This is a genomic window from Aquabacterium parvum (assembly GCF_001447195.1).
In the GTDB taxonomy this organism is placed as follows: domain Bacteria; phylum Pseudomonadota; class Gammaproteobacteria; order Burkholderiales; family Burkholderiaceae_C; genus Aquabacterium; species Aquabacterium parvum.
The window spans coordinates 1-25,303 of the sequence record NZ_LFRI01000561.1; the positions used below are offsets into that span (position 1 = coordinate 1).

Annotated in this window: 24 protein-coding genes, 1 tRNA gene, 1 pseudogene and 1 riboswitch; of the genes and pseudogenes, 17 read left to right on the forward strand and 9 right to left on the reverse strand. The window is 66.8% G+C overall.

Annotated features, from left to right (window positions below; all coding sequences use genetic code 11):
• A pseudogene (locus tag ABG80_RS21750) lies at positions 1-135 on the reverse strand (IS3 family transposase); the annotation flags it as partial.
• A 124-nt stretch (positions 136-259) separates the two neighbouring features.
• Between ABG80_RS21750 and ABG80_RS20140 the strand changes: the two are divergent.
• The 8 genes from ABG80_RS20140 to ABG80_RS20165 all read left to right on the forward strand — a co-directional run bounded on the left by ABG80_RS20140 (position 260) and on the right by ABG80_RS20165 (position 3,540).
• On the forward strand, positions 260-595 hold the full coding sequence (locus ABG80_RS20140) for an integrase core domain-containing protein (RefSeq protein WP_235513976.1): 336 nt from the start codon (positions 260-262) through the stop codon (positions 593-595).
• Between the two features lie 85 nt (positions 596-680).
• Positions 681-947, forward strand: a complete 267-nt coding sequence (locus tag ABG80_RS20145; protein ID WP_058089341.1) for a hypothetical protein — start codon at positions 681-683, stop codon at positions 945-947.
• A gap of 39 nt (positions 948-986) precedes the next feature.
• Positions 987-1,298 carry a hypothetical protein gene (locus ABG80_RS20150; RefSeq protein ID WP_058089342.1) on the forward strand — a complete coding sequence of 104 codons (312 nt, stop codon included), beginning with the start codon at positions 987-989 and terminating at the stop codon, positions 1,296-1,298.
• Positions 1,299-1,343: 45 nt separating this feature from the next.
• Complete coding sequence (locus ABG80_RS20155) at positions 1,344-1,736, forward strand: VOC family protein (protein WP_058089343.1); 393 nt, start codon at positions 1,344-1,346, stop codon at positions 1,734-1,736.
• A gap of 61 nt (positions 1,737-1,797) precedes the next feature.
• A complete protein-coding gene (locus ABG80_RS23315) occupies positions 1,798-1,947 on the forward strand; it encodes a hypothetical protein (RefSeq protein ID WP_200964355.1) in 150 nt (49 codons plus the stop codon).
• Between the two features lie 27 nt (positions 1,948-1,974).
• Positions 1,975-2,121 (forward strand): hypothetical protein, encoded by a 147-nt coding sequence (locus ABG80_RS23320; protein ID WP_200964356.1) that lies wholly within the window; start codon positions 1,975-1,977, stop codon positions 2,119-2,121.
• Positions 2,122-2,164: 43 nt separating this feature from the next.
• Positions 2,165-3,127: a class I SAM-dependent methyltransferase gene (locus tag ABG80_RS20160; protein ID WP_058089344.1), complete on the forward strand. Its 963-nt coding sequence runs from the start codon at positions 2,165-2,167 to the stop codon at positions 3,125-3,127.
• Positions 3,124-3,540: a hypothetical protein gene (locus tag ABG80_RS20165; RefSeq protein WP_058089345.1), complete on the forward strand. Its 417-nt coding sequence runs from the start codon at positions 3,124-3,126 to the stop codon at positions 3,538-3,540. The genes ABG80_RS20160 and ABG80_RS20165 overlap by 4 nt, the downstream gene beginning before the upstream one ends.
• Positions 3,541-3,552: 12 nt before the next feature.
• Here the strand turns inward: ABG80_RS20165 and ABG80_RS20170 are convergent, their stop codons facing one another.
• Positions 3,553-5,772, reverse strand: a complete 2,220-nt coding sequence (locus ABG80_RS20170) for a sensor domain-containing phosphodiesterase (protein WP_160322623.1) — start codon at positions 5,770-5,772, stop codon at positions 3,553-3,555.
• A 170-nt stretch (positions 5,773-5,942) separates the two neighbouring features.
• Here ABG80_RS20170 and ABG80_RS20175 point away from each other — a divergent pair, with 170 nt between their 5' ends.
• The 6 genes from ABG80_RS20175 to ABG80_RS20200 all read left to right on the forward strand — a co-directional run bounded on the left by ABG80_RS20175 (position 5,943) and on the right by ABG80_RS20200 (position 15,700).
• Positions 5,943-6,815 carry a M90 family metallopeptidase gene (locus ABG80_RS20175; RefSeq protein WP_058089347.1) on the forward strand — a complete coding sequence of 291 codons (873 nt, stop codon included), beginning with the start codon at positions 5,943-5,945 and terminating at the stop codon, positions 6,813-6,815.
• Positions 6,816-6,972: 157 nt separating this feature from the next.
• A riboswitch (guanidine-I (ykkC/yxkD leader) is annotated at positions 6,973-7,087 on the forward strand.
• A 67-nt stretch (positions 7,088-7,154) separates the two neighbouring features.
• Positions 7,155-7,976: an urea amidolyase associated protein UAAP1 gene (locus ABG80_RS20180; protein ID WP_083506324.1), complete on the forward strand. Its 822-nt coding sequence runs from the start codon at positions 7,155-7,157 to the stop codon at positions 7,974-7,976.
• Between the two features lie 18 nt (positions 7,977-7,994).
• Complete coding sequence (locus ABG80_RS20185) at positions 7,995-8,675, forward strand: urea amidolyase associated protein UAAP2 (protein ID WP_058089348.1); 681 nt, start codon at positions 7,995-7,997, stop codon at positions 8,673-8,675.
• A gap of 120 nt (positions 8,676-8,795) precedes the next feature.
• A complete protein-coding gene (gene uca, locus ABG80_RS20190) occupies positions 8,796-12,428 on the forward strand; it encodes an urea carboxylase (RefSeq protein WP_058089349.1) in 3,633 nt (1,210 codons plus the stop codon).
• A gap of 51 nt (positions 12,429-12,479) precedes the next feature.
• Positions 12,480-14,369, forward strand: coding sequence for an allophanate hydrolase (gene atzF, locus ABG80_RS20195; protein ID WP_058089350.1), 1,890 nt, complete (start codon positions 12,480-12,482; stop codon positions 14,367-14,369).
• A 32-nt stretch (positions 14,370-14,401) separates the two neighbouring features.
• A complete protein-coding gene (locus ABG80_RS20200; protein ID WP_058089351.1) occupies positions 14,402-15,700 on the forward strand; it encodes an amidohydrolase family protein in 1,299 nt (432 codons plus the stop codon).
• Between the two features lie 60 nt (positions 15,701-15,760).
• Here the strand turns inward: ABG80_RS20200 and nikR are convergent, their stop codons facing one another.
• The 4 genes from nikR to hrcA all read right to left on the reverse strand — a co-directional run bounded on the left by nikR (position 15,761) and on the right by hrcA (position 18,588).
• Entirely contained in the window at positions 15,761-16,261 is a 501-nt protein-coding gene (gene nikR / locus ABG80_RS20205) for a nickel-responsive transcriptional regulator NikR (protein ID WP_058089352.1), read from the reverse strand.
• A gap of 98 nt (positions 16,262-16,359) precedes the next feature.
• Positions 16,360-17,247 carry a hypothetical protein gene (locus ABG80_RS20210; RefSeq protein ID WP_200964357.1) on the reverse strand — a complete coding sequence of 296 codons (888 nt, stop codon included), beginning with the start codon at positions 17,245-17,247 and terminating at the stop codon, positions 16,360-16,362.
• Positions 17,248-17,413: 166 nt separating this feature from the next.
• A tRNA-Ile gene (locus ABG80_RS20215) sits at positions 17,414-17,492 on the reverse strand.
• A gap of 76 nt (positions 17,493-17,568) precedes the next feature.
• Complete coding sequence (hrcA, locus tag ABG80_RS20220; RefSeq protein ID WP_058089353.1) at positions 17,569-18,588, reverse strand: heat-inducible transcriptional repressor HrcA; 1,020 nt, start codon at positions 18,586-18,588, stop codon at positions 17,569-17,571.
• 104 nt (positions 18,589-18,692) lie between these two features.
• Here hrcA and ABG80_RS20225 point away from each other — a divergent pair, with 104 nt between their 5' ends.
• Genes ABG80_RS20225 through rapZ form a run of 3 tightly spaced genes read left to right on the forward strand, consistent with a single transcriptional unit; the run spans position 18,693 to position 22,308 of the window.
• On the forward strand, positions 18,693-19,595 hold the full coding sequence (locus ABG80_RS20225) for an NAD kinase (RefSeq protein ID WP_058089354.1): 903 nt from the start codon (positions 18,693-18,695) through the stop codon (positions 19,593-19,595).
• 5 nt (positions 19,596-19,600) lie between these two features.
• Positions 19,601-21,373, forward strand: coding sequence for a DNA repair protein RecN (gene recN, locus ABG80_RS20230; protein WP_058089355.1), 1,773 nt, complete (start codon positions 19,601-19,603; stop codon positions 21,371-21,373).
• Positions 21,370-22,308 carry an RNase adapter RapZ gene (gene rapZ, locus ABG80_RS20235; RefSeq protein ID WP_058089356.1) on the forward strand — a complete coding sequence of 313 codons (939 nt, stop codon included), beginning with the start codon at positions 21,370-21,372 and terminating at the stop codon, positions 22,306-22,308. Before recN ends, rapZ begins: the two co-directional genes overlap by 4 nt.
• Before the next feature lie 507 nt (positions 22,309-22,815).
• Here rapZ and ABG80_RS20240 read toward each other — a convergent pair.
• From ABG80_RS20240 to ABG80_RS20250, 3 genes are read right to left on the reverse strand one after another with little or no spacing between them, the layout of a single operon-like run.
• Entirely contained in the window at positions 22,816-23,745 is a 930-nt protein-coding gene (locus tag ABG80_RS20240; RefSeq protein ID WP_058089357.1) for an SDR family oxidoreductase, read from the reverse strand.
• Positions 23,746-23,770: 25 nt separating this feature from the next.
• Positions 23,771-24,799, reverse strand: a complete 1,029-nt coding sequence (locus ABG80_RS20245; RefSeq protein ID WP_058089358.1) for an NADP-dependent oxidoreductase — start codon at positions 24,797-24,799, stop codon at positions 23,771-23,773.
• A 42-nt stretch (positions 24,800-24,841) separates the two neighbouring features.
• Positions 24,842-25,294 (reverse strand): PaaI family thioesterase, encoded by a 453-nt coding sequence (locus ABG80_RS20250; protein WP_058089359.1) that lies wholly within the window; start codon positions 25,292-25,294, stop codon positions 24,842-24,844.
• Positions 25,295-25,303: the final 9 nt, after the last annotated feature.

Consider the following 25,303-nt stretch of genomic DNA (forward strand, 5'->3'; position numbering starts at 1 on the left):
CTGGTCGTGCATGAAGTCCATTGACCACACCTGATTGATGGCCTCTGGTACCGATAGCGGCTGTGGCTTGTCGCGCACCAGGCGCTTGCGTGGCTTGATGCGCAGGTTCAGCTCCAGCTCCCTGTAGATGCGGTACGCGCTTGAGCGCCTCGATGATCTGGCTGTCGGTGAATCGGGACTTCTTCATGGTAGAAATTTTCCTTCGAAAACTTCTACTTCTCACTGCGCTGGTTTTGAGGGGGGATTACCGGAGCAGGCGTTGATTGCTCGCTACGGCTGCCTGGGCAAAGTCAGGCACCCGTTCTTGCTGAGGTCAGACAACGGACTGGTGTTCACCAGCCGCAGCTACACGGCCCTGGTCAAGAGCTATGGGCTGCAGCAGGAGTTCATCACACCGTACAGCCCGGAGCAAAACGGCATGGTCGAACGCGTGATCAGAACGCTCAAAGACCAGTGCGTGCACCGCCACCGGTTCGAGACCCTGCAACACGCCAGCCGCGTGATCGCAGACTGGATCGGCTTTTACAACCACCGGCGCCCTCACCAAGCGCTGGGCATGAAGACCCCCGCTGAGGCTTATGCTTTAGCAGCCTGACCTGTGCAGAAACCGCTGGGTCAATACAGGCAACGCCTCATCAGCTATCGTTCGCACTGGACCAACACAAAAGGGCAGTGGATTCATGAACCCAGCAATCAAGGCAGCCGCGATGACTGGCGCCATCGTTCTTGCGGCAATTGCCCTCAACCCCTCTGCCCAAAGGCACAGAGATCAGATCAAGGCGGCGGTCGCAGAGCGCAGCCCCTTGGCGGGAATCCTGGGCGTCGGGGCGTTGACGGCGTTCGCCAGCAACTATCACTCGGTTGGCGTGGCCTCTTACACAAGCATCCAAGACAAAACCGTCTCGGTTGGCCTTTTGGGCATGGTCTTCGTGCTTGATTCGCACTGACCGGTCCACGCCGAAAACTCAAAGATACCTGGAAACTTCATGGGACAAGCCAAGCTACGCGGCACACCAGAGCAACGCAAACAAGCTGCCATCGAGCGGCAACTGTCACTGCGGCCGAAACACATCGTCTGCAACAACTGCAAGGCGGAGCTCACCGAAATGATCCCGATGGACATTTCGGGCATGCGCGGCATCGAGGCGGCATTCGCCGCACATTGCCCGCATTGCTCACACGACACCTATGCCATCAAAGGCGAGCGAGAGGCCGTGGCAAACATGCACATGGCCATCGAAGATGCCACGGGCACCGAGGCGCAGGTCGGGGTCGTGCCGGCTGCCAACAAACGATGAGCCTGCGCACACCGCGCACAAATTCACCCCAGTCAGAGGTCTTTCATGAAGCTTGGCTACACCATCGTCTATGTGCCGGATGTGTCGGCTTCGCTGGCGTTCTTCGAGAACGCATTTGGTCTGAAGCGAAAGTTTCTCCACGAGAGCGGCACCTACGGTGAGCTGGACACCGGTGCCACCACCTTGTCTTTCGCCGCGCACGAGCTGGGTGACATGAACTTTCCTGGCGGTCACGTGCACGCGGACAAATCCTTGCAGCCGTTGGGCTTTGAAATTGCGCTGGTGACCGAGCAGGTGTCAGCAGCCCACGCTCGCGCGCTCCTCGCCGGGGCCACCGAGCTCGCTGCACCAAAGCTCAAGCCTTGGGGTCAGACGGTCTCGTATGTGCGCTGCCCAGATGGGGTGCTCGTCGAGCTTTGCTCCCCCATCAGCAACTGAGCGGCGCCAGCGCGGGCCCGCTGCAGTGGTAAGGTGGGGGACACCAACCGGAGAGCATCCCATGGCCAAGCCCAACTACCAGTTCGAGAAGCGTCAGCGGGAACAGCAAAAAAAGCAGAAGAAGGCCGAAAAAGCCCAGCGCAAAGCCCTTCCGGCACAGACCGAGCCATCAGCCACCGACTTCCCTGTTCAGGCACCTGCCGCCGAATGAACACAGGTCTTTGAAAAGGAGTGCACCATGGCCAAAGGCGAACAGCGCAGCAACAAGATGATCAAGAAGCCGAAGAAGGACACCAGCGCGCCCAAAGATTCGGCTTCCGTCTCGACCCGGCCCGTTGCACCGACCACGACGGTCATGCCCAAGGGCAAGTTGAAGAACAAATAGCTTCGGACAGGCCTGTTGGCCCTGAAGTGTCAGAATCGCGGCCATGCATGCCTTGCTGGACGCCATCTCCCGACTCGAACGCCCAACCGATGCCCAGCGCGTCTTCCATGGTCGAGGGGGCTTGCACCCTGGCAGCGAGCAATGGTCGCTGGACGCCTACGCACCAGTCTGGTTGCTGACCAGCCACCAGCCCGTCTCTGATAGCGATCTCGACGCCGTGCTCGAGGCGCTGCGTGGACGCTGGTCGGTGCTGGCGCCGTCAGAGCCACTCAATTGCGTGTTTCAGCTTCGCCAGGAGGCTCGATCGGAGACCCGGGTGTTGTCTGGCGATGTGCCCGACCCGCACACCGTGAGCGAGGGCCCGGTTCGCTTTCGTGTGCACCTGCCAAGGGGCCTGAACCACGGGCTGTTCCTGGACATGGCAGCTGGCCGTCAATGGGTTCGCGATCGCATGCAGGCTCAGCCTGGTGCGCGGGTGCTCAACCTGTTCGCCTACACCTGCGCCTTCTCGGTGGTGGCCATGCAGGCAGGCGCCTCGCAGGTGGTCAACGTGGACATGGCGGGCAGTGCACTGAACATCGGCAAGCAGAACCACGCGCTCAATGGCCTGGGCCAAGGTGCGAGTTTCCTGCCGCACGACATCTTCAGCTCATGGGGCAAGTTGCGCAGAAGCGGCCCTCATGACCTGGTCATCGTGGACCCGCCTGCTTACCAAAAAGGCAGCTTCGTGGCCGAGAAGGACTATGTGCGCCTGATGCGCCGCCTGCCTGACTTGCTGGCCCCAGGAGGCCACGCGATGCTCTGCTTGAACTCAACCAAGCTGGAGACAAGCTTTCTGCTTGACCTCATGCAGGAGGCTGCACCGTCCCTGCGCTTTGTCGAGCGCCTGGCCAACCCGCGAGCGTTCGACGACGCCTCACCCGAGCGCGCCTTGAAGGTGCTGATCTTTCAGGCGCCCACCGAAGAACCGGGCGGGGATGAAGCCCGCCCGGGTCACATGCCATGAGCGAGGAGGCGTCATGGTTGATCGAGCTGGCGGGGTCCGAGATCGCTCGGGTGGAGCAGCATGGCGCAGACCTCGTGGTGGTCCTGGCTGCGGCCAAGGTCGGCGGGGATCGGCGCCAGTTGGACCCCACACGAAGTGGCGGTCACCTGCTGGGCGTGAGGTGGCACCTGATTGAAGCAAGCTGGGAGGGTCTGCCATCCAGATTGATCGGTCGCATCGACGAGGCCGAATGGTGCGATGGCTCGAATGCGCACACGGTCACAGGCGTCGTCCTCGAAGCACCCTCCCGGGGTGATTCGCCCACCTCGCTGACATTGAAGACAGCTTTGGGTGATGCCTTGCTGGTGCACGCCAAAGCCTGGCGGGTCGAGCTGCCAGCAGACGCTCGTTTCGCGCCTTCCTTGGCTTGCTGACGTGCCCAGGCCTCAGGCCATGACGTCGTCCAGCCAACCGGCCAGGGGCATGGGCCTGGCGAAGAGGTAGCCCTGCAGGCACTGGCAACCGTGGCTGGTCAGGAAAGCGGCCTGCTCTTCGGTCTCGACGCCCTCGGCCACCACGCGCAGACCCAGGTGTTGCGACACCGACAGGATGGCTTCGACGATGGCCGTGTCGTTGGGATCCGACGGCGTGTCGCGCACGAATGTGCGGTCGATCTTGAGCTCGTACAGCGGCAGCTTCTTGAGGTAGGCCAGGCTGGAGTAGCCCGTGCCGAAATCGTCGATCGAAAAGCGCAGGCCCAAGGCCACCAGCTCGCCCATGCGCGAGACCGTGTCTTGCCAGTTCTCGATCAACAGGCCTTCGGTGACCTCCAGGATCAGGCCACGCGCATCGGCGCCGGCTTCTTTGAGCGCGTGCGAGACGCAGTCCACGAAATCGGGGCTGCGGAACTGGCGCGGGCTGACGTTGACCGACAGCGTCCACTGCCGGCCCGCCTGCTGCAGCCGAGCCAAAGCCTCGCAGGCTCGCTGCAACACCATCTGCCCCAACTGCAGGATCAGCGTGGATTCTTCGGCCAGGGGGATGAAGACGTTGGGCGGCACGTTGCCGCGCTGGGGATGCTGCCAACGCATCAGCAACTCGCCACCGATGATTCGGCCCTGGGCGTCGACCTGGGGCTGCACGTGCACATCGAACTGCTCACCCGCCAGGGCGAGCTGCAGGTCCTGCTCCATGGCCAGCCGCTCTTCGACTTCGGACTGCATGGTCGCCTCGAAGAACTCGATGCGGTTGCGCCCGCCCGACTTGGCGCGGTACATGGCGGTGTCGGCTTCGCGCAGGAGGTCGTCGACGGTGGTGGCGTCACCGCGCGGGAACAAGGTCAAGCCGATGCTGCCGGTGCTGCTGTAGGGGAACCCCGAAACCTCGTAGCGCCCTTCCAGCACGGTGCGCACCTTCTCGGCCACCAGGCGGGCCTGCCTGGCGGCGACCTCCACATCGGGGTCGAGGTTGCCAACCTGCACGACGAACTCGTCGCCGCCCAGCCGGGCCACGGTGTCGTCCTGGCGCAGCACGCTGGACAAACGCTGGGCCACCTGCCTGAGCAGGTCGTCGCCGACGGCATGGCCGCGCGCGTCGTTGATCTGTTTGAAGTTGTCCAGGTCGATGAACAACAAGGCCCCGAGTCGGCCGCAGCGCCGCAAGTGCGCCAGTTCGCGCTCGAGGCGATCGATCAGCAAGCGGCGGTTGGGCAAGCCGGTGAGCGGGTCGTAGTAGGCCAGGCGGTGAGTGCGCTCCTGGTGCAGCCTTCGCTCGGTGATGTCGGTGATGAAGCCGTGCCACAGCACACTGCCATCGGGCAGGCGCTCCGGCACCGCGTCACCAAGGCGCCACCTGGTGCCCTGCTGGGGCAGCACGACGCGGTACTCGTGTCGCCACGGCAGCATGTTGGTGGCAGAGGTCTCGATGGAATCGAGCACGGCTTGCACGTCCTGCGGGTGGATGCGCGCGATGACGCAGGACGCGTCATGCAGGGCCTCTTCCGGGTGGACTTCGTACATGTCCCACATGCGCTCGCTGGCGTACGGGAAGCAGCTTCGGCCGTCCGGGTAGAGCCTGAACTGGTAGATGACGCCTGGCACGCGGTGCGAGAGCTGGCTCAGCAGTTGGGTGCGGTCTTGCAGCTCGTGCAGCAAGGCCTCCAGGCGCGTCGCCTGCCTGCGCAAATTGAGCTGGGCCATGACCTGCCTGGCAAGCAGGGCCAGGGTCTCGCGCTGGCCAGGGAGCAGACTTCTGGGCTGACGGTCGATGACACACAGGGTACCCAGGGCCGAACCATCGTCGGCGACCAGGGGCGCCCCGGCGTAAAAGCGGATGAACGGATCGCCCGTGACCAGCGGGTTGCTGGCGAAACGCGGGTCAGCGCTGGCGTCTTCGACCACCATGACATCGGGTTGCCGGATGGCGTGGTCGCAAAAGGCGAAGTCGCGCGGGGTGCTGCAGACATCGATGCCCACTCGGGACTTGAACCACTGCCGGTCGCGGTCGATGAGGCTGACCAGGGCAATGGGCATGCCCAGGACCTGGGCAGCCAGCTGCGTCAGGTCATCGAAGGCCTGTTCGGGGGGGGTGTCGAGAACACCGTGGCGAGCCAAGGACGCCAGCCGGCGTTCCTCGTCATCGTTCGTGCTTTTCGGCAAGGCGGACATGGTCAGTGGCAATGAGTGCACCGATTCTAGGAATCCTGCCCGGTTTGAAACCGCAAAACAGCACCGGTAAACGCAAGCATGCCCTGATTTTGTGCGGGGCGCCACACCCTGCCCCGGCTGTGGCCGCTGTGTATGCTTGTGCATCGACGCCGAACGCCCTCGCAGACCTCTTGCCCATCCTGATCGTCACCATCCTGGCTTTGTTGCTGATTGCCTGGCTCATCTGGCAGCCACGTCTGGTCACACAACGGCGTGTGCGCCAGCAAGGCCAGGCTTTCCCCCCGGCCTGGCGGGCGATCATCCGGCGCAATGTGCCCCTGGCAGCGTCCCTGCCTGCGGACCTGCAGGTTCAGCTTCGGCGCCACATCCAGGTCTTCCTGGCGGAAAAGGCATTTGTCGGTTGCCAGGGACAGGTCATCGACGACGAGGTGCGCGTGACCATCGCGGCGCAGGCCTGCCTGCTGCTGCTCAATCGGCCGAACGACTACTACCCGGCTCTCAGGCAGGTGCTGGTCTACCCGAGTGCGTTCGAAGTCGACATCGCTCACACCGACGAGATCGGCGTGGTGCAGTCGGGCCGCGACTGGCGGGCAGGCGAGTCATGGCAGGAGGGACAGGTGATCCTGTCGTGGGAGGACGTGCTGGTTGGCGCCGCCGACCCCGTTGATGGCTGGAACGTGGTCATCCACGAGTTCGCGCACCAGCTGGACTCGGAGGCGGGACTGACCGATGGCATCCCGGCGCTGCCCAGCGCAGCCCGGCAAGCCAGCTGGTCGAAGGTGATGCAGTCAGAGTTCGAGGCGCTGCTGGCCGCTTTGGATCGCGGGGAGGAGGACACCTTCCTCGACCCTTATGGCGCCAGCAACCCGGCCGAGTTCTTTGCGGTGGTGACAGAAGCCTTCTTCGAGCAAGGGCTGGAGCTGCGCACGCACCACCCAGCGCTGTTCGAAGAGTTGCTGGCTTTTTACTGCGTGGACACCAGCGCCTGGCCGCCACCCCGGGTGCTCAGGCGCCCCGATCTGGCGCAGCAACAGTCCCCTTGATGCTCACTGCGCACGCACCTGGGCGACCAGCTCGGCACGTTGGCCCGTGCGCGCACGATGGTGGTGCAGGCTGCCCAGCCGAGCCCGCGCTGGCACTGGCACTCAATTTGCTTACTGACTTGCGAGAGCAGCTCGGACCGCGGTCACCGCTTCAGGGCTGAATGAGCGCTAGGGTTCCGAGTCGGTGTCACGCCGGCTGTCTGGTCCGAGAGCACTCGGTCGCAACGGCAACAGCGGTGGCGGCTCCACGGAGGGACAAAAGCCCGGGAGGTCCTGATGAAGGCGAAGAGCCGACACCAGAGTCTCTCGTGCTTGTCCCGCCCCTCCAGGAGTCAGACCATGTCAGCCCACCACCCCGAACACACCCGCGACAACCCACCCGCTTCGGCCCCGGTTGACGCCGTCGCTCATTGGCAGCGCCTGCCCGCTGATTCACTGGCTGGTGTGAGCACCGACCACATCCTGTGGTCCGAACGCGTGCCGGGAGGTGGCCACTGGTCGTGGCGCCTCAAGCGTGGCACCTCCTTGCGTTTCGTCAGCCTTGGTGCCGACGCCAACGTGAGCTTGGTGCTCTACGCCGCGCACCACACGCTCGAGCGCTACAACATGCCCGACTCGCTCAAGGCGCAGCACACGGCCCACTACCGCCGCGGCCACGTGCTCATGAGCGACATGGGGCGCTCGATGGCCAGCTTCACCGCCGACAGCCTGGGCTGGCACGACCCGCTTGGCGCCCTGCTCGACACCCCCACCATGCAGCGGCGCTTTGGCGAGCACCGCTTCGAGGCCCACCGCAACGGCATGCACCGCTCGGGCAAGGACGGCCTGCTGATCGAGATCGGCAAGCACGGCCTGAGCCGGCGCGACCTGATCGCGCCGGTCAACCTGTTCAGCAAGGTGACGGTCGATGACGAGGGGCGATTCCACTTTGCGGCCGGCCACAGCCAAGCGGGTGACTTCGTCGAGCTGCGGCTGGACATGGACTTGGTGGTGGCCATCTCGACAGCGCCCCACCCGCTCAACCCCAGCGAGTCCTATGCGCCGCCGCAGGTCGGCGTGGTGGCCTGGCGCAGCGGCCCGGCCCCGGCCGACGACTTCTGCCGCACCTTCCGCGGCGAGAACGCCCGCGCCCACCACAACAGCGACATGTTCGCGCTCTGAGACTCAGGAGCCCACGCCATGAACGCAACCCAAGCGACCGCCATCCGCATCCAGCACAGCCCCCTGCTTGAAGCAGATGCCATCCTCAACCAGCGCCACCCGGCGGGCGAGCCCGTCCTCTTTCAGGTCAAGCGCGGCCAGACGCTGCGCATCGTCGACCTGGAGGGCAACCAGGCCGCCGACGTGATCTTCTACAACGCGAGCGACCTGGCCGAACACTACAGCGCCACCGACACCCTGCTGCACCAGGGCGGCATCTACCTGACGACCGGCTCGGTGCTGGTGAGCAACGAAGGCCGCCCCATGCTCACCATCACGGCCGACACCTGCGGCCGGCACGACACGCTGGGCGGGGCCTGCGCAGCCGAGAGCAACACCGTGCGCTACGCGCTGCAGAAGAAGTTCATGCACAGCTGCCGCGACAACTACCTGCTGGCCATCCAGCACGCCGACATCGGCCTGGGCAAGGCCGACCTGGTGCCCAACGTCAACTTCTTCATGAACGTGCCGGTGACGGCCGACGGCCAGCTCACCTTCGCCGACGGCGTCTCGGGCCCCGGCAAGTACGTGGAGATGCGCGCCGAGATGGACGTGTGGGTGCTGATCTCGAACTGCCCACAACTCAACAACCCCTGCAACGCCTACAACCCGACGCCCATCCAGCTGCTGGTGTGGGACCCGGTTGAGGCCGCGAGCTGAGCGGCTGGCCCAAGCCTTGCTGTCTCAGCACCAAGTCGATCACATCCTGTTCTTGACGGCCAGCGGGACGGCCCGCTGCGCGACACACGCCCGCGGGACGGCCCGCCCGGAAGCGCCCCCATGTTCGACAAGGTCCTGATCGCCAACCGAGGCGCCATCGCCTGCCGCATCATCCGCACGCTCAAAGCCCTGGGCGTGCGCAGCGTGGCCGTCTACTCCGAAGCCGACGCCAGCGCGCGCCACGTGCGCGAGACCGACGAAGCCTTCTGCGTGGGCCCGGCCCCGGCCGCCGAGAGCTACCTGCGCGCCGACGAGATCCTGCGCATCGCGCGCGAGTGCGGCGCCCAGGCCATCCACCCCGGCTACGGCTTCCTCTCGGAGAACCCCGGCTTCGCTGAAGCCTGTGAAGCGGCGGGCATCGCCTTCATCGGGCCGAACGCCGATCAGATGCGGGCCTTTGGCCTCAAGCACACCGCGCGCGAGCTGGCCCAGCTCAGCGACGTGCCCCTGCTGCCCGGCTCGGGCCTGCTGGACGACATCGCCCACGCGCAGCTGGAAGCCGCACGCATCGGCTACCCAGTGATGCTCAAGAGCACGGCGGGCGGCGGCGGCATCGGCATGCGCCTGGTGCGCAGCGACGCCGAGCTGGCCGACGCCTTCGCCGCCGTGCAGCGCCTGGCCTCGGCCAACTTCAAGGACGCGGGCCTGTACCTGGAGAAGTTCGTCGAGAACGCGCGGCACATCGAGGTGCAGGTGTTCGGCGACGGGCGCGGCCAGGTCATCGCCCTGGGTGAGCGCGACTGCTCGGTGCAGCGCCGCAACCAGAAGGTCATCGAAGAAACGCCGGCTCCAGGTTTGACCGACGCCCAGCGTCAGGCCTTGCTGGACACCGCCGTGCGCTTGGCGAAGGCCGTGAACTACCGGTCTGCCGGCACGGTGGAGTACGTCTACGACGCCGACACGGCGCAGTTCTACTTCCTGGAAGTCAACACGCGGCTGCAGGTCGAGCACGGCGTGACCGAGCAGGTGTGTGGCGTGGACCTGGTGGCCTGGATGGTGAAGCTGGCCGCAGGTGAACTGCCGGACCTGGCCTCGCTGCAGCCCAAGCCACAAGGCGCCTCCATCCAGGTGCGGCTGTACGCCGAAGACCCGGCGCGCAACTTCCAGCCCAGTGCGGGCCTGCTGACCGAGGTCGTGTTCCCTGAAGCGGCCCGCGTGGACGGCTGGGTCGAGCGCGGCACCGAGGTGCCCGCCTGGTACGACCCGATGCTGGCCAAGCTCATCGTCACCGCCGACACGCGCGAGCAAGCCCTGTCCAGGCTGGACGCGGCCCTGGCCGGCACCCGCCTGGCCGGCATCGAGACCAACCTGCCCTACCTGCGCCAGGTGGTCAAGCACCCGGTTTTCCGCGAAGGCCGCCAGGTCACGCGCTTTCTGAGCACATTCGAATTCCGCCCCGACACCATCGAGGTGCTGGCCGCTGGCGTGCAGACCGCCGTGCAGGACTGGCCCGGCCGCCAAGGCCTGTGGGACGTGGGCGTGCCCCCTTCGGGCCCGATGGACGCCCTCGCCCACCGCCTGGCCAACCGGCTGGTGGGCAACGCGCCCGATGCCGCGACGCTGGAATGCACCCTGGCCGGCCCGACGCTGAAGTTCCACGTCGACACCGTCATCGCGCTCACGGGTGCGCCGATGCCAGCCGAACTCGACGGCGAACCATTGGCCCTGTGGCAAAGCCACGCCGTGCGCGCCGGCAGCGTGCTCACGCTGGGTCGCGCCGGAAGCGGCTTGCGCAGCTACCTGGCCGTGGGCGGCGGCCTGGACGTGCCCACCTACCTGGGCAGCCGCGCCACCTTCACGCTCGGCCAGTTCGGTGGCCACGGCGGGCGCAACCTGCGCGTGGGCGACGTGCTGCACCTGGCTGCCCCTGGCGTCGGTACATCGGGCCAGCAGGTCGCGGCCGAGGCCCTCCCCAACATCGGCCAGCACTGGGACATCGGCGTGCTCTACGGCCCGCATGGCGCTCCCGACTTCTTTCAGGACGAGGACATCGCCACCTTCTTCGCCGCCGACTGGAAGGTGCACCACAACTCCAGCCGCACCGGCGTGCGCCTGATCGGGCCAAAACCGAAATGGGCCCGCACCGACGGTGGTGAAGCCGGCCTGCACCCCTCCAACATCCACGACAACGCCTACGCCATCGGCGCCATCGACTTCACCGGCGACATGCCCGTCATCCTCGGCCCCGACGGCCCGAGCCTGGGCGGCTTCGTCTGCCCTGCCGTGGTGGTCAACGCCGAGCTGTGGAAGCTGGGCCAGCTGCGCCCAGGTGACACGGTGCGCTTTCACCGCATCTCGGCTGCGCAGGCCGCCGAGCGCGAGGCCGTGCTCGAAGCCAGCGTCCGCACGCTGAACACGCCGCTGCCCGCGGCGCCGCACGACCACGCGCACGCCTGCGTCAGCCCGATCCTGGCCGACGTGCCCGCCGATGGCGAGAAGCCCCACGTGGTGGTGCGCCAGGCCGGCGATCGCTACGTGCTGATGGAGTTCGGCCCGCTGGTGCTGGACCTGGAGCTGCGCTTCCGCGTGCACGCGCTGATGGCCGAGCTCAAGAAGCTCAATGGTGGAAAAGGCCTGTCAGGCGTCATCGACATGACCCCTGGCATCCGCTCGCTGCAGGTGCTCTTCGACCCGGCCGTGCTGCCGCGCGACGAGCTGCTGCGCGTGCTGCTCGACGTCGAAGACCACCTGCCGCCGCTGGACGACATCACCATCCCCAACCGCGTGGTGCACCTGCCGCTGTCTTGGGACGACGCGCAAACGCGCCTGGCAATCGAGAAGTACATGCAATCGGTGCGTCCCGACGCACCCTGGTGCCCGAGCAACATCGAGTTCATCCGCCGCATCAACGGCCTGGACAGCCTCGAAGAGGTCTTCAACATCGTCTTCGACGCCAGCTACCTCGTGCTCGGCCTGGGCGATGTGTACCTGGGCGCGCCCGTCGCCACGCCGGTCGACCCACGCCACCGCCTGGTCACCACGAAGTACAACCCCGCGCGCACCTGGACGCCCGAGAACGCCGTGGGCATCGGCGGTGCCTACCTGTGCGTCTACGGCATGGAAGGCCCCGGCGGCTACCAGTTCGTCGGTCGCACGCTGCAGATGTGGAACCGCTGGCGGCATGGCGCCGAGGCGGGGCACCCGGCGTTTGAACAGCCCTGGCTGCTGCGCTTCTTCGACGAGATCCGCTTCCACCCTGTCAGCGAGGCCGAGCTGCTGCGCATCCGCGCCACCTTCCCGCACGGCGGGTACGCGCTGCGCGTCGAAGACTCGAGCTTCAACCTGCGCAACTACCGCCGCTTCCTGACCGAACAGGCCGACAGCATCGCGGCCTTCAAGGCCCGCCAGCAGGCCTCGTTCGAGGCCGAGCGTCAGCGCTGGATCGCCAGCGGCCAGGCCGACTTCGGCAGCGAAAGCGACGTGGCCAGCGCCGCACCCGACGCCGAGCTGGACCTGCCCGCAGGCGGCCGCTTCGTGGCCACCAGCGTGCCCGGCAACGTCTGGCAAGTGGCGGTCAAGGACGGCCAGAGCGTGAAAGCCGGCGAGGTGCTGGTGGTGGTCGAGTCCATGAAGATGGAGTTCGCCATCGCCGCGCCTTGCGACGGCACCGTCCACCGCGTGCTGTGCCGCGAAGGCGCGCCGGTTGCGGCCGGCCAGGACACGCTGATCCTGATCGAATCAGGCCCGAAATGAACCCATGAGCGCCGCCCAGCACACGCCCCGCACCAGGAAGGAAGCCCTTTGATGACCCCGACCGAGATCGCGACCCAACCGCCCGCCACCGACCTCAGCCAGCTGAGCTTCGACCTCGCCAGCTTGCGCACCGCCTACCGCCAGGGACTGAGGTTGCGCGATGTGATCGCCGAGGCCGCGCGCCGTTGTGCCAGCGATGCCCACCACGCCTTCATCCACCGCCTGAGCGAGGCCGAACTCGAGCCCCACCTGGCTCGGCTGGAAGGCCTGGACGCCAGCAGCTTGCCGCTCTACGGCGTGCCCTTCGTCATCAAGGACAACATCGACCTGGCGGGGGAGCCCACCACTGCCGCGTGCCCCGAGTTCGCGCACACCCCGAGCGCCAGCGCCTTCGTGGTTCAGCGCCTGCTGGATGCGGGCGCCATCCCCATGGGCAAGGCCAACCTCGACCAGTTCGCCACGGGCCTGAACGGCACGCGCTCGCCGTATGGCGCCTGCGCCAACGCTTTCGATGCGGACTTCATCAGCGGCGGCTCCAGCTCCGGCTCGGCCGTGTCCGTCGCCAAAGGCTGGGTCAGCTTCTCGCTGGGCACCGACACGGCTGGATCGGGTCGCGTGCCCGCCGCGTTCAACAACCTGATCGGTCTGAAGCCCACGTGTGGCCTGCTGTCGACCACCGGCGTGGTGCCTGCATGCCGCTCGCTCGACACGGTCAACATCTTCGCGCTGCACGCGGGTGACGCACACGACGTGCTGCAGGTGGCCGCCGGCTTCGACAACAAGGACGCGTTCAGTCGTGCCGCGGCGCCACATGGCGTGGACTTCTCGGGCGGGCCGTTCCGCTTCGGCGTGCCGCGCGCACAGGACCTCGCCTTCTTCGGCAACGACGCCGCCCACCAACTGTTTGAAGCGGCGGTGCAGCGCGCCATCTCGCTCGGTGGCACCCCCGTCGAGGTCGATTTCTCGCCCTTCCTCGAAACCGCGCGCCTGCTCTACGAAGGCCCGTGGGTGGCCGAGCGCTACCAGGCCATCCGCGGTTTCATCGACGAACAGCCCGAGGCCGTGTTCCCGCCCGTGCGCAGCATCATCGAAGCCGGCCGATCCAAAACCGCCGCCGAGCTGTTCTCGGCACAGCACCAGCTCAAGGCCCTCAAGCGCGTGTGCGATCAGGTCTGGCAAACCGTGGACTGCCTGCTCACCCCCACGGCCGGCACGATCTACCGCATCGCCGAGATGCAGGCCGACCCGATCCGCTTGAACAGCCACCTGGGCCACTACACCAACCACATGAACCTGCTGGACTACGCCGCCGTGGCCGTGCCCGCAGGCTTCCTGTCCGATGGCGATGCCGCCGGCCTGCCTTGGGGCGTGACCCTGGCGGCCCCCGCGCACAAAGACATCACGCTGCTGCGCCTGGCCGACCGATTCCAGCGCTGCCTCTCGGTGGAGGTCAGCGGCTACGCACTGGGCGCCACCACCATGTCACTGGCCGACGTGGACAAGCTGGGTGAGCCCGTCGGCTTGTTGGCCGACAACCCCGCGCGCAGCGGCACCATCCCTGTGGCCGTGTGCGGCGCTCACCTCAGCGGCCTGCCGCTCAACCCCCAGCTGACCTCGCGCGGCGCGCGCCTGCTCTGCGCCATCGACTCGGCACCGCGCTACAAGCTCTTCGCCTTGCCTGGAGGCCCCGTCGCCCGGCCCGGCATGGTCCGCGTGCCCGAGGGCGGTCAGGCCGTTCCGCTGGAGGTGTGGGAAGTGCCTGCCGAGCACTTCGGCAGCTTCGTGGCCGGCATCCCCGCGCCGCTGGGCATCGGCAAGGTAGAGTTGGCAGACGGTCGCGTGGTGCCTGGCTTCATCTGCGAAGGCATCGGCACCGAAGGCGCCACCGACATCACGCACTTTGGCGGCTGGCGCGCCTACCTGGCCAACCGTACCCCCTGAAACCGCCCTCGGGCGCCACCAAGAAACAGGCCATGCTCGACCTCCTGATCCAGCACGCGAACCTGCCCGATGGGCGCACCGACGTGGGCGTGGCCGTGCAAAACGGCCTCATCGTGGCGCTCACCGAAGGCCTGACCACCCAGCAGGCCCCTGCCCGCGAGGTGGTCGACGCCGGCGGCATGCTGCTGAGCCCGCCTTTCGTCGACGCCCACTTCCACATGGACGCCACGCTCAGCCACGGCCTGCCACGCGTCAACCAGAGTGGCACCTTGCTCGAAGGCATCGCCCTGTGGGGCGAACTCAAGCCCGACCTCACGCAGGAAGCGGTGATGGCACGCGCCCTCGCCTACTGCGACTGGGCGGTGGCCCGTGGCCTGCTGGCCATCCGCACCCACGTCGACACCTGCGACCCGCGCCTGCTGGCCGTGGACGCGCTGCTCGAAGTCAAGCGGCAGGTGGCCCCCTGGCTCGACCTGCAGCTGGTGGCTTTCCCACAGGACGGCGTGCTGCGCTCGCCTGGCGCCTGGGATCTGCTGCAAGAGGCCTTGCGACGTGGCGTGGACGTGGTGGGCGGCATCCCGCACTTCGAACGCACACAAGCCGACGGCGCCGCCAGCGTGCGCATGCTCTGCGAGCTCGCGGCCGCCCAAGGCAAGCGCGTCGACATGCACTGCGACGAGTCCGACGACCCGATGTCGCGCCACATCGACACGCTCACCGCCGAAACCCAGCGCCTGGGCCTGCACGGCCGGGTCACGGGCTCTCACCTGACCTCCATGCACAGCATGGACAACTACCACGTCAGCAAGCTCATCCCGCTGATGGCCGAAGCCGGCGTCAACGCGGTGGCCAACCCGCTGATCAACATCACCTTGCAGGGCCGCCACGACACCTACCCCAAGCGGCGCGGCATGACCCGCGTGCCCGAGCTGCTGGCCGCTGGTGTGCCCGTGGCCTTCGGCCACGACTGCGTGATGGACCCCTGGTACAGCCTGGGCTCGGGCGACATGCTCGAGGTCGCCCACATGGGGCTGCACGTTGCCCAGATGACGGGCCAGGCTGCCATGCGCCAATGCTTCGAAGCCGTCACCAGCACGCCAGCACGCATCCTGGGGCTCGAGCACTTCGGCCTGCAGGTGGGCTGCGAAGCCAGCTTCGTGTTGCTGCAAGCGCGCGACCCCATCGAGGCCTTGCGACTGCGCGCCCACCGCCTGCGGGTGTACCGACGCGGGCAGCTGCTGGCCCACAGCGAACCCGTGCAGACGACCCTGGCGCTGCCGGGTCGGCCAAACGGCACGCGCTTTCTCTGGCCGATGGACCCCAACCCTTGAGTGCGCGGAGCCTTTCCCGTGGGCAACGGTCTGCAACGATCCGCTCAGGACAACAGGCTGTCAGCCCTTGCCCATTGACATGGGATGAGGCGGGTGCAATGGCGGCATGGTCGCTGCCATGAGCTGCAGCCGTCCTGTGACCACGCCCCGCAGCGCGGTCATGCGGTTGGCGATGGCCTGCAGCCGAGCAGCCGGCCCTTGCACCAGGATCACCTCCATCATCTGCTGCCCCATCAGGTGCACGTGCAAGGAGCTGATGACCTCGTCGATGTGGTCGCACTGCAGGTCGGCCAGCTCCTTTTGCAGGCCGCGCACCGAGCGGTCGTAGAGCAAGGTGATGGTGCCCACCATCACCTCGTCACCCAGCAGGCGTTTGTGCTCCAGCAGCTGCAGGTTGATCATCTCCGAGATGGCCTGCGAGCGGCTCTCGAAGCCCCGGGCTGACACCATGCCATCGAGCTCGGCCAGCAGGTCTTCAGGCATGGACACGCTGATGCGCGCCACGGGGCTGTTGCGCTGGTCGGCGGCCAGGGCCACGGTGGATGGCAGGTTGCTTGGCATGGTGAGGTCCCGGTTTGATCTGATGTGTGTGGCGCTGAGGTCGCCTGCGACAGGTGTCTTGCGGCCCAGGGCATCGCTTACCCCAGGCCTGGCCGACATCAGAACATGTGGCTGTAGCGCTCAACCTCCCACTGGCTGACCGACAGGTGATAAGCCTCCCACTCCTGCGTCTTGTAGGTGATGAACTCGTCGCGCAGCTCCTTGCCCAGCGTGCGCTCGACCAGCGGGTCTGCCGCGAAGGCCTGCACCGCCTCCTGCAGCGTCTGAGGCAGGAAGTCGATGCCGCGCTCGCGGCGCTGCGCGTCGCTCAGCTCGTACAGGTTGTCCTCGTTAGGCAGGCCCGGGTCCAGGCCTTCGCGGATGCCTTCCAGGCCAGCGGCCAGGGCCAGCGCGGCCGCCAGGTAAGGGTTCACCGCGCCATCGGCGTTGCGCGATTCGCAGCGGCCACCACCAGCCGGGATGCGCACCGAATTGGTCCGGTTGTTCGAGCCATACGAGTTGAACACCGGCGCCCACGAGAAATAGCTCATGGCACCACGGCGCACCAGCCGCTTGTAGCTGTTGACCGTGGGCGCGAAGGCTGCGCACAGCGCCCGCCCGTGCTTCAAGATGCCTGCCACGAACTGGTAGCCCAGGGGCGTGAGACCAATGCCGCGAGGGTCTTCTTTCGGGTCGCAAGCAAACAGGTTCTTGCCCGTCTTGAGGTCATACAGCGACATGTTGAAGTGCGCTCCCGTGCCCGTCTTGTTGGCAAAGGGCTTGGGCATCATCGTGGCGAGCAGGCCCTCTTCTTCCGCGTAGTGCTTGGCCATCATGCGGAAGAAGGTCAGGCGGTCGCAGCTCGTGAGCGCGTCGCTGTAGTTGAAGTCGAACTCGAACTGGCCGTTGGCGTCCTCGTGGTCGAAGGAGTAGAGGTCCCAGCCCAGGTCGTTGATGCAGCTGGGTGGGCAAGGTGTCAGCGCATTGCAAAGGTCGCGCCTTGGCATGGCATCCGGGGCATCCCGAACAAGCGACGGCCTTCGCGGGTTGTCCGCGCTGAGGACAACACCGAATTGTGACAATGTGCGTCAAAACGCCGGGCTGCGGTGCCACGAAAAACGGGCAAATGACCGCTCGAACCGCCGCTCTCCCGAGCGACGCCCCTGGTCAGGGTGGTAGGCCCCCCGGGAGTCGAACCCGGCACCAACGGATTATGAGTCCGCTGCTCTAACCAAGCATGAGCTAGAGGCCCCCTGAGAAATCAGTGCGCGATTGTAGGCGGGCCGAGCGACGCCCCCTCACCCGCTCAGTTCGCGTTCACGCCCGAATCACTTTTGACTCAAGGCGTTCGACACCAGGCGCGAGGTGATGTCCACGATCTCGATCATGCGGTCGTAAGCCATGCGGGTGGGGCCGATCACGCCCAGCGTGCCCACCACCCGCCCGTCGATCTGGTACGGGGCCGAGACCACCGACAGCTCTTCAAAAGGCACCACCTGGCTTTCGCCACCGATGTAGATGTTGACGCCCTCGGCGCGGCTGGAGCCGTCGAGCAGGCGCATGAGCTGCGTCTTTTGCTCGAACAGATCGAACATGCGGCGCAGCGAGCCCATGTCGCTGGAGAAGTCCTGCACCGTCAGCAGGTTGCGCTCGCCAGAGACGACCACGCTTTCCTGCGACTCGGCCTCGACCTCGCTGCCTGCCTGCACCGCCGCCTGCATCAGGCTGCCGATCTCGGTGCGCAGCTGGTCGACCTCGCGCTTGAGCCGCTCGCGCATCTCTTCGATGGTCAGGCCGCTGTAGTGCTCGGTCAGGAAGTTGCTGGCTTCGATCAGCTGGGCGGGGTTGTAGTCCTGCGCAGTGAAGATGACGCGGTTTTGCACGTCGCCATCTGGCGAGACCAGGATGACCAGCAGGCGCTTTTCGCCCAGGCGCAGGAACTCGATGTGGCGAAACACCGTGGCCTTGCGCGGCGCGGTGACCACGCCCACGAACTGCGACAAGCTCGAGAGCATCTGCGCCGCGTTGGAGATGACGCGCTGAGGCTGGTCGGGCTGGAGCTGGTCGCGGGTCTCGGCCGAGAAGTCGCCCATGTTCAGCGGACGCGCCGTGAGCATGGTGTCCACGAACAATCGGTAGCCGCGCGCGGTGGGCACGCGCCCGGCCGAGGTGTGCGGGCTGACGATCAGGCCGAGCTCTTCGAGGTCGGCCATCACGTTTCGGATGGTGGCAGCGGAAAGCTCCAGCCCCGAGGCCCGGGACAAGGTGCGCGAGCCGACGGGCTGCCCGTCGGCGATGTAGCGCTCGACCAGCGCTTTCAACAGGATCTTGGCACGGTCATCCAGCATGGTTCGTCCATTCTAAGGACTGCGCACGGGCTCGCTGCTCCCCCCTGGGCAGGCGTCCGATTTCGCGGGGCTGGCCGACACACCGCTGTGGTGTAATTCCGCGCATGCCCAATCAGCTTCCCTGCCGATTCCGCCACGCCGCCCTGGTCGGTAAATTCCAGGCCCGCGGCATCCGCGCCGTGCTGGAAGACGTGGCCCACCTGCTGGCCCGCACCGGACTGGACGTGTCGCTGGAAGCCGAGACCGCGCTCAACACCGGCATGACCGACTACCCCGCGTTGAGCATGCGCGAGATCGGTGAGCAGTGTGACGTGGCCATCGTGCTCGGCGGCGACGGCACCATGCTGGCCACCGCCCGTGAGCTGGCCCGCTACGACATCCCGCTGGTGGGGATCAACCAGGGGCGCCTGGGTTTCATCACCGACATCCAGTTGAAAGACGTCGCCACCGCCCTGCCCCTGATCCTCAGCGGCCAGTACGAGGCCGAAACCCGCCACATGCTCGAAGGCGCCGTGTTGCGCCCCCACCGCAATGGCGAGCTGGAAACCATTTACGAAGGCCACGCCATCAACGAAGTGGTGGTCAGCCGCGGCGCCACGGCCAGCATGGTCGAGCTGCGCGCCGAGGTCGACGGCCAATTCATCGCGAACTACCGTGCCGACGGCCTGATCGTGGCCTCGCCCACTGGCTCGTCGGCCTACGCCATGTCGGCCGGCGGCCCGATCCTGCACCCCGCGCTCGGCGGCTGGGTGATCGTGCCGATCGCCTCTCACACGCTGTCGAACCGGCCCATCGTCATCCCCGACACGGGCACGGTGAGCATCGAGATCGTGGCCGGCCGCGACGCCAGCATGAACTTCGACATGCAGTCCCTGGCCAGCCTGCTGCACCGCGACCGCATCACCGTGCGGCGCTCGGCGCACAAGGTGCGTTTCCTGCACCCCGAGGGCTGGAGTTATTACGCGACCCTGCGCCGCAAGCTGCGCTGGAATGAAGGAGTGAGCTGAAAGCCATGCTGCGCCGCCTGAGCCTGCGTGACTTCGTCATCGTCACCGAACTCGACATCGAACTGGACAGCGGCTTCACCGCGCTGACTGGCGAGACCGGTGCCGGCAAGTCCATCCTGATCGACGCCCTGCAACTCACCCTGGGCAGCCGTGGTGATGCCGGTGTGGTGCGCGAAGGCGCAGCCCGCGCCGACCTGAGCGCCGAGTTCGACCTCGTGCCCGCGCTGGCCCAGCGGCTGCGCCCCTGGCTGGACGAAGCCGGCTTCGACACCAGCGAGTGGCCCGATGAACCGACCGGCACGCGCAGCCTGCTGCTGCGCCGCGTGGTCGACGCTCAGGGCAAGAGCCGAGCCTGGGTCAACGGCGGCGCGGCCACGCTCACGCAGTTGCGCGAGTTGGGCGAGCACCTGGTCGACATCCATGGCCAGCACGCCTGGCAGAGCCTGACCCGCCCCGACAGCGTGCGCGAGCTGGTCGACGAACAAGCAGGCGTGGACACCGCCGCCCTGCAAGCAGCCTGGGTGGCGCGCCGCGAGGCCCACAAGCGCCTGCACGACGCCCGCACGAAACAAGCCGACTTGGAGCGCGAACGCGAGCGCCTGCAGTGGCAGATCGCCGAGCTGGACAAGCTCTCGCCGCAGGCCGGCGAATGGGACGAGCTCAACGCCGAGCACACCCGCCTGAGCCACGGCCAGTCCATCCTGGACGCGGCCCAACTGGCGCTGGACGCCATCTCCGAGGCCGAAGTCAACGCCGAGAGCCTGGCAGCACGCGCCATCGACGCGCTCGACGAGGTGGCCAGCTACGAACCCCGACTGGGCAACGCACTGGAGGTGCTGCGGGAAGCGCAGGCTCAGCTGCATGACGCCGCCCACAGCCTGCACGGCGTGCTGGGCCACACCGAGCTCGACCCCGACCGCCTGAACGAGCTCGATGCCCGCGTGTCGGCCTGGATGAGCCTGGCGCGCCGCCACCGCCGCCCGCCCGCCGAACTGCCCGAGCTGCTGCAAGGCTGGAAGACCGAACTCGCCGAGCTGGACGCCGCCACCGACCTGGCTGCGCTGGAGCGTGGCGCCGAGCAGGCGCACGCCGCCTGGCTCAAGCAGGCCCAGCAAGCATCCAAGCAGCGCAAGCAGGCTGCGCCTCGCCTGAGCGACGCGGTCAGCGCAGCCATGCAGGAGTTGGGCATGGCCGGTGGCCGCTTCGAGGTGGCGCTGTCGCCCCTTGAAGAACCGCAGCCCGGCGGCCTGGAGACCATCGACTTCCTGGTGGCAGGCCACGCGGGCAGCACGCCTCGTCCGCTGGCCAAGGTCGCCTCGGGCGGCGAACTCTCGCGCCTGGCCTTGGCGATTGCCGTGACGACCACGCAGCAGCGCGGTGGCCAGGGCGTTGCCACCCTGATATTCGACGAGATCGACTCTGGTGTCGGCGGTGCGGTGGCCGACACCGTCGGACGCCTGATGCAGCGCCTGGGCGGAGCCCAGGAGGGCCGCCAGGTTCTGGCCGTCACCCACCTGGCTCAGGTCGCGGCCTGCGCACACCATCACCTGCTCGTGGCCAAATCGCAGCACGGCGAGCAGACCACCAGCCGCATCGGCGAGGTCAGCGGACAGGCGCGTGAGGCCGAAATGGCCCGCATGCTCGGCGGCGCCATCAGCGACACCAGCCTGGCCCATGCCCGTGTGATGCTGCAAACCGCGCACGCCACACAAAGCGAGGGTGAACCTGCCGCCCAGGCCCATGCCACGCGCAACAAAGCGCGCAAGGAACCTGCATGAAAACGCTCGACATCGTGCTGCTGACAGGCATCTCCGGTTCGGGCAAGTCGGTGGCGCTCAACGCCCTGGAAGACGCAGGCTACTTCTGCGTCGACAACCTGCCCCCTGAGTTGCTGCGCGGCATGATCGAGCTCGAGGTCCAACGCGACCCCGACCGCCGCCGGCGTGTGGCCGTCTCGGTGGACGTGCGCAGCGCTGACACCCTGCCGCACCTCACCCCGATGCTGGAAGAGCTGCGCGCGGATGGTCACAAGGTCCGCTCGGTCTTCCTCGACGCCAGCACCGACGCGCTGGTGAGGCGTTTTTCAGAAACCCGCCGTCCTCACCCCCTTTCACAGGTGCGTGCGGTGCCGGCGGCGGTGATCGGCGCACCTCGCCGCCGAGCCAGCGACCACGACGCCAGCGTGACCTCCACGGCAGACCAGGTGTTGATCGACGCGATCCGCACCGAGCGCGAGTTGCTGAGCCCGCTGCGCGAGGTCTCCACCGTGATCGACACGACGCTGCTGCGGCCTGCCCAGTTGCGAACCTGGATCCGCAACATCGTGCAGGCGGCCCCCTCGAAGCTGACGCTCGTGTTCGAGTCCTTTGCTTTCAAGCAGGGCGTGCCCATGGACGCGGACTTCGTCTTCGACGTGCGGATGCTGCCCAACCCGTTCTACATCAAGGAACTCAAGCCCTTGACGGGACGGGACCCTTCGGTCATCGAGTACCTCGGTCAGCAGCCCGAGTCGGCCGAGCTGATCGCACAGATCGAGGCGTTCCTGCTGCGCTGGCTGCCAACGCTCGAGGGCGATCAGCGCAGCTATGTCACGGTGGCCATTGGCTGCACGGGCGGGCAACACCGTTCGGTGTATTGCGTGGAGCAGCTGACCCAGCGCTTTGCACAGCGGGGGGTGGTGCTGTCGCGGCACCGTGAGTTGGACGCGAAGTGATCCAGTTGATGGACTGACCTTCTGGCCACGACTCGCGCTTGTGCAGAGTAGTTGAGTTAGTGGGTTGAGGTGTTGTGCCACGGTTTGAGCAACGGGCTGAGGGCGAGGGGTGCCTGCTCCGGCCCTGCGCGGGGCATCACCGAGCGCCGCCTTCGTCACCCCTTGAACACGAGCCTGGCTGTTGCCGAGCCATGACACCGCACATGTCGGGCCTGCGCAGGCACCCCTCGCCCCCATCCCGCGACAAACCGTGGCATGCGAAGAAGGAAGAAGAAAGGCGACGCAAGCGTCGCCTTTCTTCTTCCGCAACCCACGCCGTGCTCGGTGATTCGGGTCCGGTGGGTGGGGGGCGTGTGAGCCGGCCCGACATGTGCGGTGTCATGGCTCGGCAACCACTTGACTGGTGTTCAAGGGGTGACGGTCCGACCAGCTCGGTGATGCCCCGCGCAGGGCCGGCTCACACGCCCCCCACCCACCGGACCACGCAACACCCGCCGCACAAAAAAATCAACCCTGAGCAGCCTGCCTCAAAGCCACCCGCAACTGCTCACCAATCTCCGGCTTGCCCGCGAACGGATCCGTCGGGTTGCGCCCCTGCACCACGTCTTCCAGCCGAGTCTGCACCATGCCCAGCGCCTGCGGGTGCGTGTACACGTAGAACTTGCCCTGGTTGATGGCGTCGAACACCAACTGCGCCGTGTCCGCCGCCGTCACCTTGCCCGACGTGACCGCCTTGGTGCTCATCGCCTGCGCGATCATCTGGCTGGCCGTCGGCTTGCCCTCGCTGAGCAGCTCCTTGGGCCGATTGCGGTGCGACTGGTGGATGCCAGTGGGCACGAAGTACGGGCACAGCACCGAAGCATGAACCTGCTCGGTCACCAAAGACAAGTCCTGGTACAGCGTCTCGGACAGGCTCACCACTGCGTGCTTGCTGACGTTGTAGGCACCCATGTTGGGCGAGTTCAGCAGCCCGGCCATCGAAGCCACGTTGACGATGTGGCCCTGGTACGAAGCGTCCTTCGCAGCCGCCGCGAGCATCAGGGGCGTGAACACGCGCACGCCATGCACCACGCCGAACAGGTTCACGCCCAGCACCCACTCCCAGTCGCGCTGGGTGTGTTCCCAGATCAGCCCACCGTGGGCCACACCCGCGTTGTTGATGACGATGTGCGGCGCGCCAAAGCGCTCCATGCAAAGGTCGGCCAGGGCCTGCACGTCTTCGGCACGAGAGACGTCGCCGCGCAGGGCGGCCACCTTGGCGCCCATGCCGGTGAGCTCGGCCAGGGCGGCGTCGAGCGCGTCCTGCTGCACGTCGGTGATGACGAGGTTCAAGCCCTGCTTGGCGCCCAGGCGGGCCAGCTCCAGGCCGAAGCCGCTGGCCGCGCCGGTGATGACGGCCGTCTGGCCAGGGCGGATGGTGAGGTGTTGAGCGGACATGTCGGGTTCTTCTTGAATGAGGTGTTCAGATCAGTTTGACCAGCTGCTTGCCGAAGTTGCGGCCCTTGAGCAGGCCCAGGAAGGCCTCGGGCGCGCTGGCAATGCCTTGCGCCACCGACTCGCGGAACTTCATGCGCCCGGACGCCACCAGCCCCCCCAGCTCCTGCATGGCCTCGGGCCAGACCTCGGGGTGCTCGCTCACGATGAAGCCTTCGAACTTCATGCGATTGACCAGGATCAGGGATGGGTTCTGCATGACCAGGGGTTCGCCGTTGTAGCCAGCGATCAGGCCGCACAAGGCCACGCGGGCGAAGGCGTTGGCGCGCAGCATCACGGCGTCCAGGCCGATGCCACCGACATTCTCGAAGCACCCGTCGACACCATTGGGCGCAGCGGCCTTCAGCGCGGACGAGAAGCTGCGCAGATCGGTCAGTTGCTTGTGGTCCAGGCAGGCATCGAAGCCCAGCTCCTCGGTCACGTAGCGGCACTTGTCGGGCCCACCGGCGATGCCGACCACGCGGCAGCCGTGCACCTTGGCCAACTGCCCCACCACGCTGCCCACCGCACCACTGGCGGCGCTGACCACGATGGTCTCGCCCGGCTTGGGCGCGATGATCTTCATCAGGCCGTACCAGGCCGTCACGCCCGGCATGCCGACCGAGCCCAGGTAGGCCGACAGCGGGATGTGGCGGGTGTCGACCTTGTTGAGGATGCCGCGCTGGTTGGCATCGACCACGCTGTACTCCTGCCAACCTCCCATGCCCACGACCGAGTCGCCCACGGCGTAGCGCGCGTGTTTGCTGGCGATCACCTCGCCCACCGTGCCGCCGATCATCACCGAGTTCAGCGGCTGCGGTTCGGCGTAGCTCTTGCTGTCGTTCATGCGGCCGCGCATGTACGGGTCGAGCGACAGGTAATGGTGGCGCACAAGCACCTGCCCGTCTGCCAGTTGAGCGGCCGTGGGCACAGGCGTTTCGACCAGCTTGAAGTTGTCAGTGGTGGGCTCGCCCGCAGGGCGCGATGCCAGCAGGATCTGGTGATTGATCAGGCTCATCTTGTGGACTCCTGGTTTGCCAAGGGAGCCGGCTGCTGGAGATCAGTCCGAGCCGGCGTGGCGTGCCAGCGGCTTGACCTCTCGGTCGGCCGTGGGCAACGCGCGAAGGAACTTGAAGGTGCCCGTGGCGTGGGCACAGATGCGACCCTGCTCATCGAGCACGCGGCCTTCGGTGAAGGCCATGGAGGCGGTGGCGTGCAGCACCTGACCGATCACGCGGATGCGGCCCTGCGCCGGGCGCATGAAACTGGTCTTCATCTCGACCGTCACGAGGCCCGGGCCACCACCAGGCTGGTCGATGTGGCGGCTGCGCGCCGCATGGGCCATGGCCACGTCGAGCAGGGTCATCTGCAAGCCGCCGTGGGCCACGCCGAAGGAGTTGGTGTGCGGCTCCTGCACGCCCAGCGTGATCTCGGCCTCGCCATCGGCGAAGCGCTGCAACTCGGCGCCGATGCCAACGAGGAACGGAATGTGGACCGGGAACGGGATGGCCATGGTCAAGTG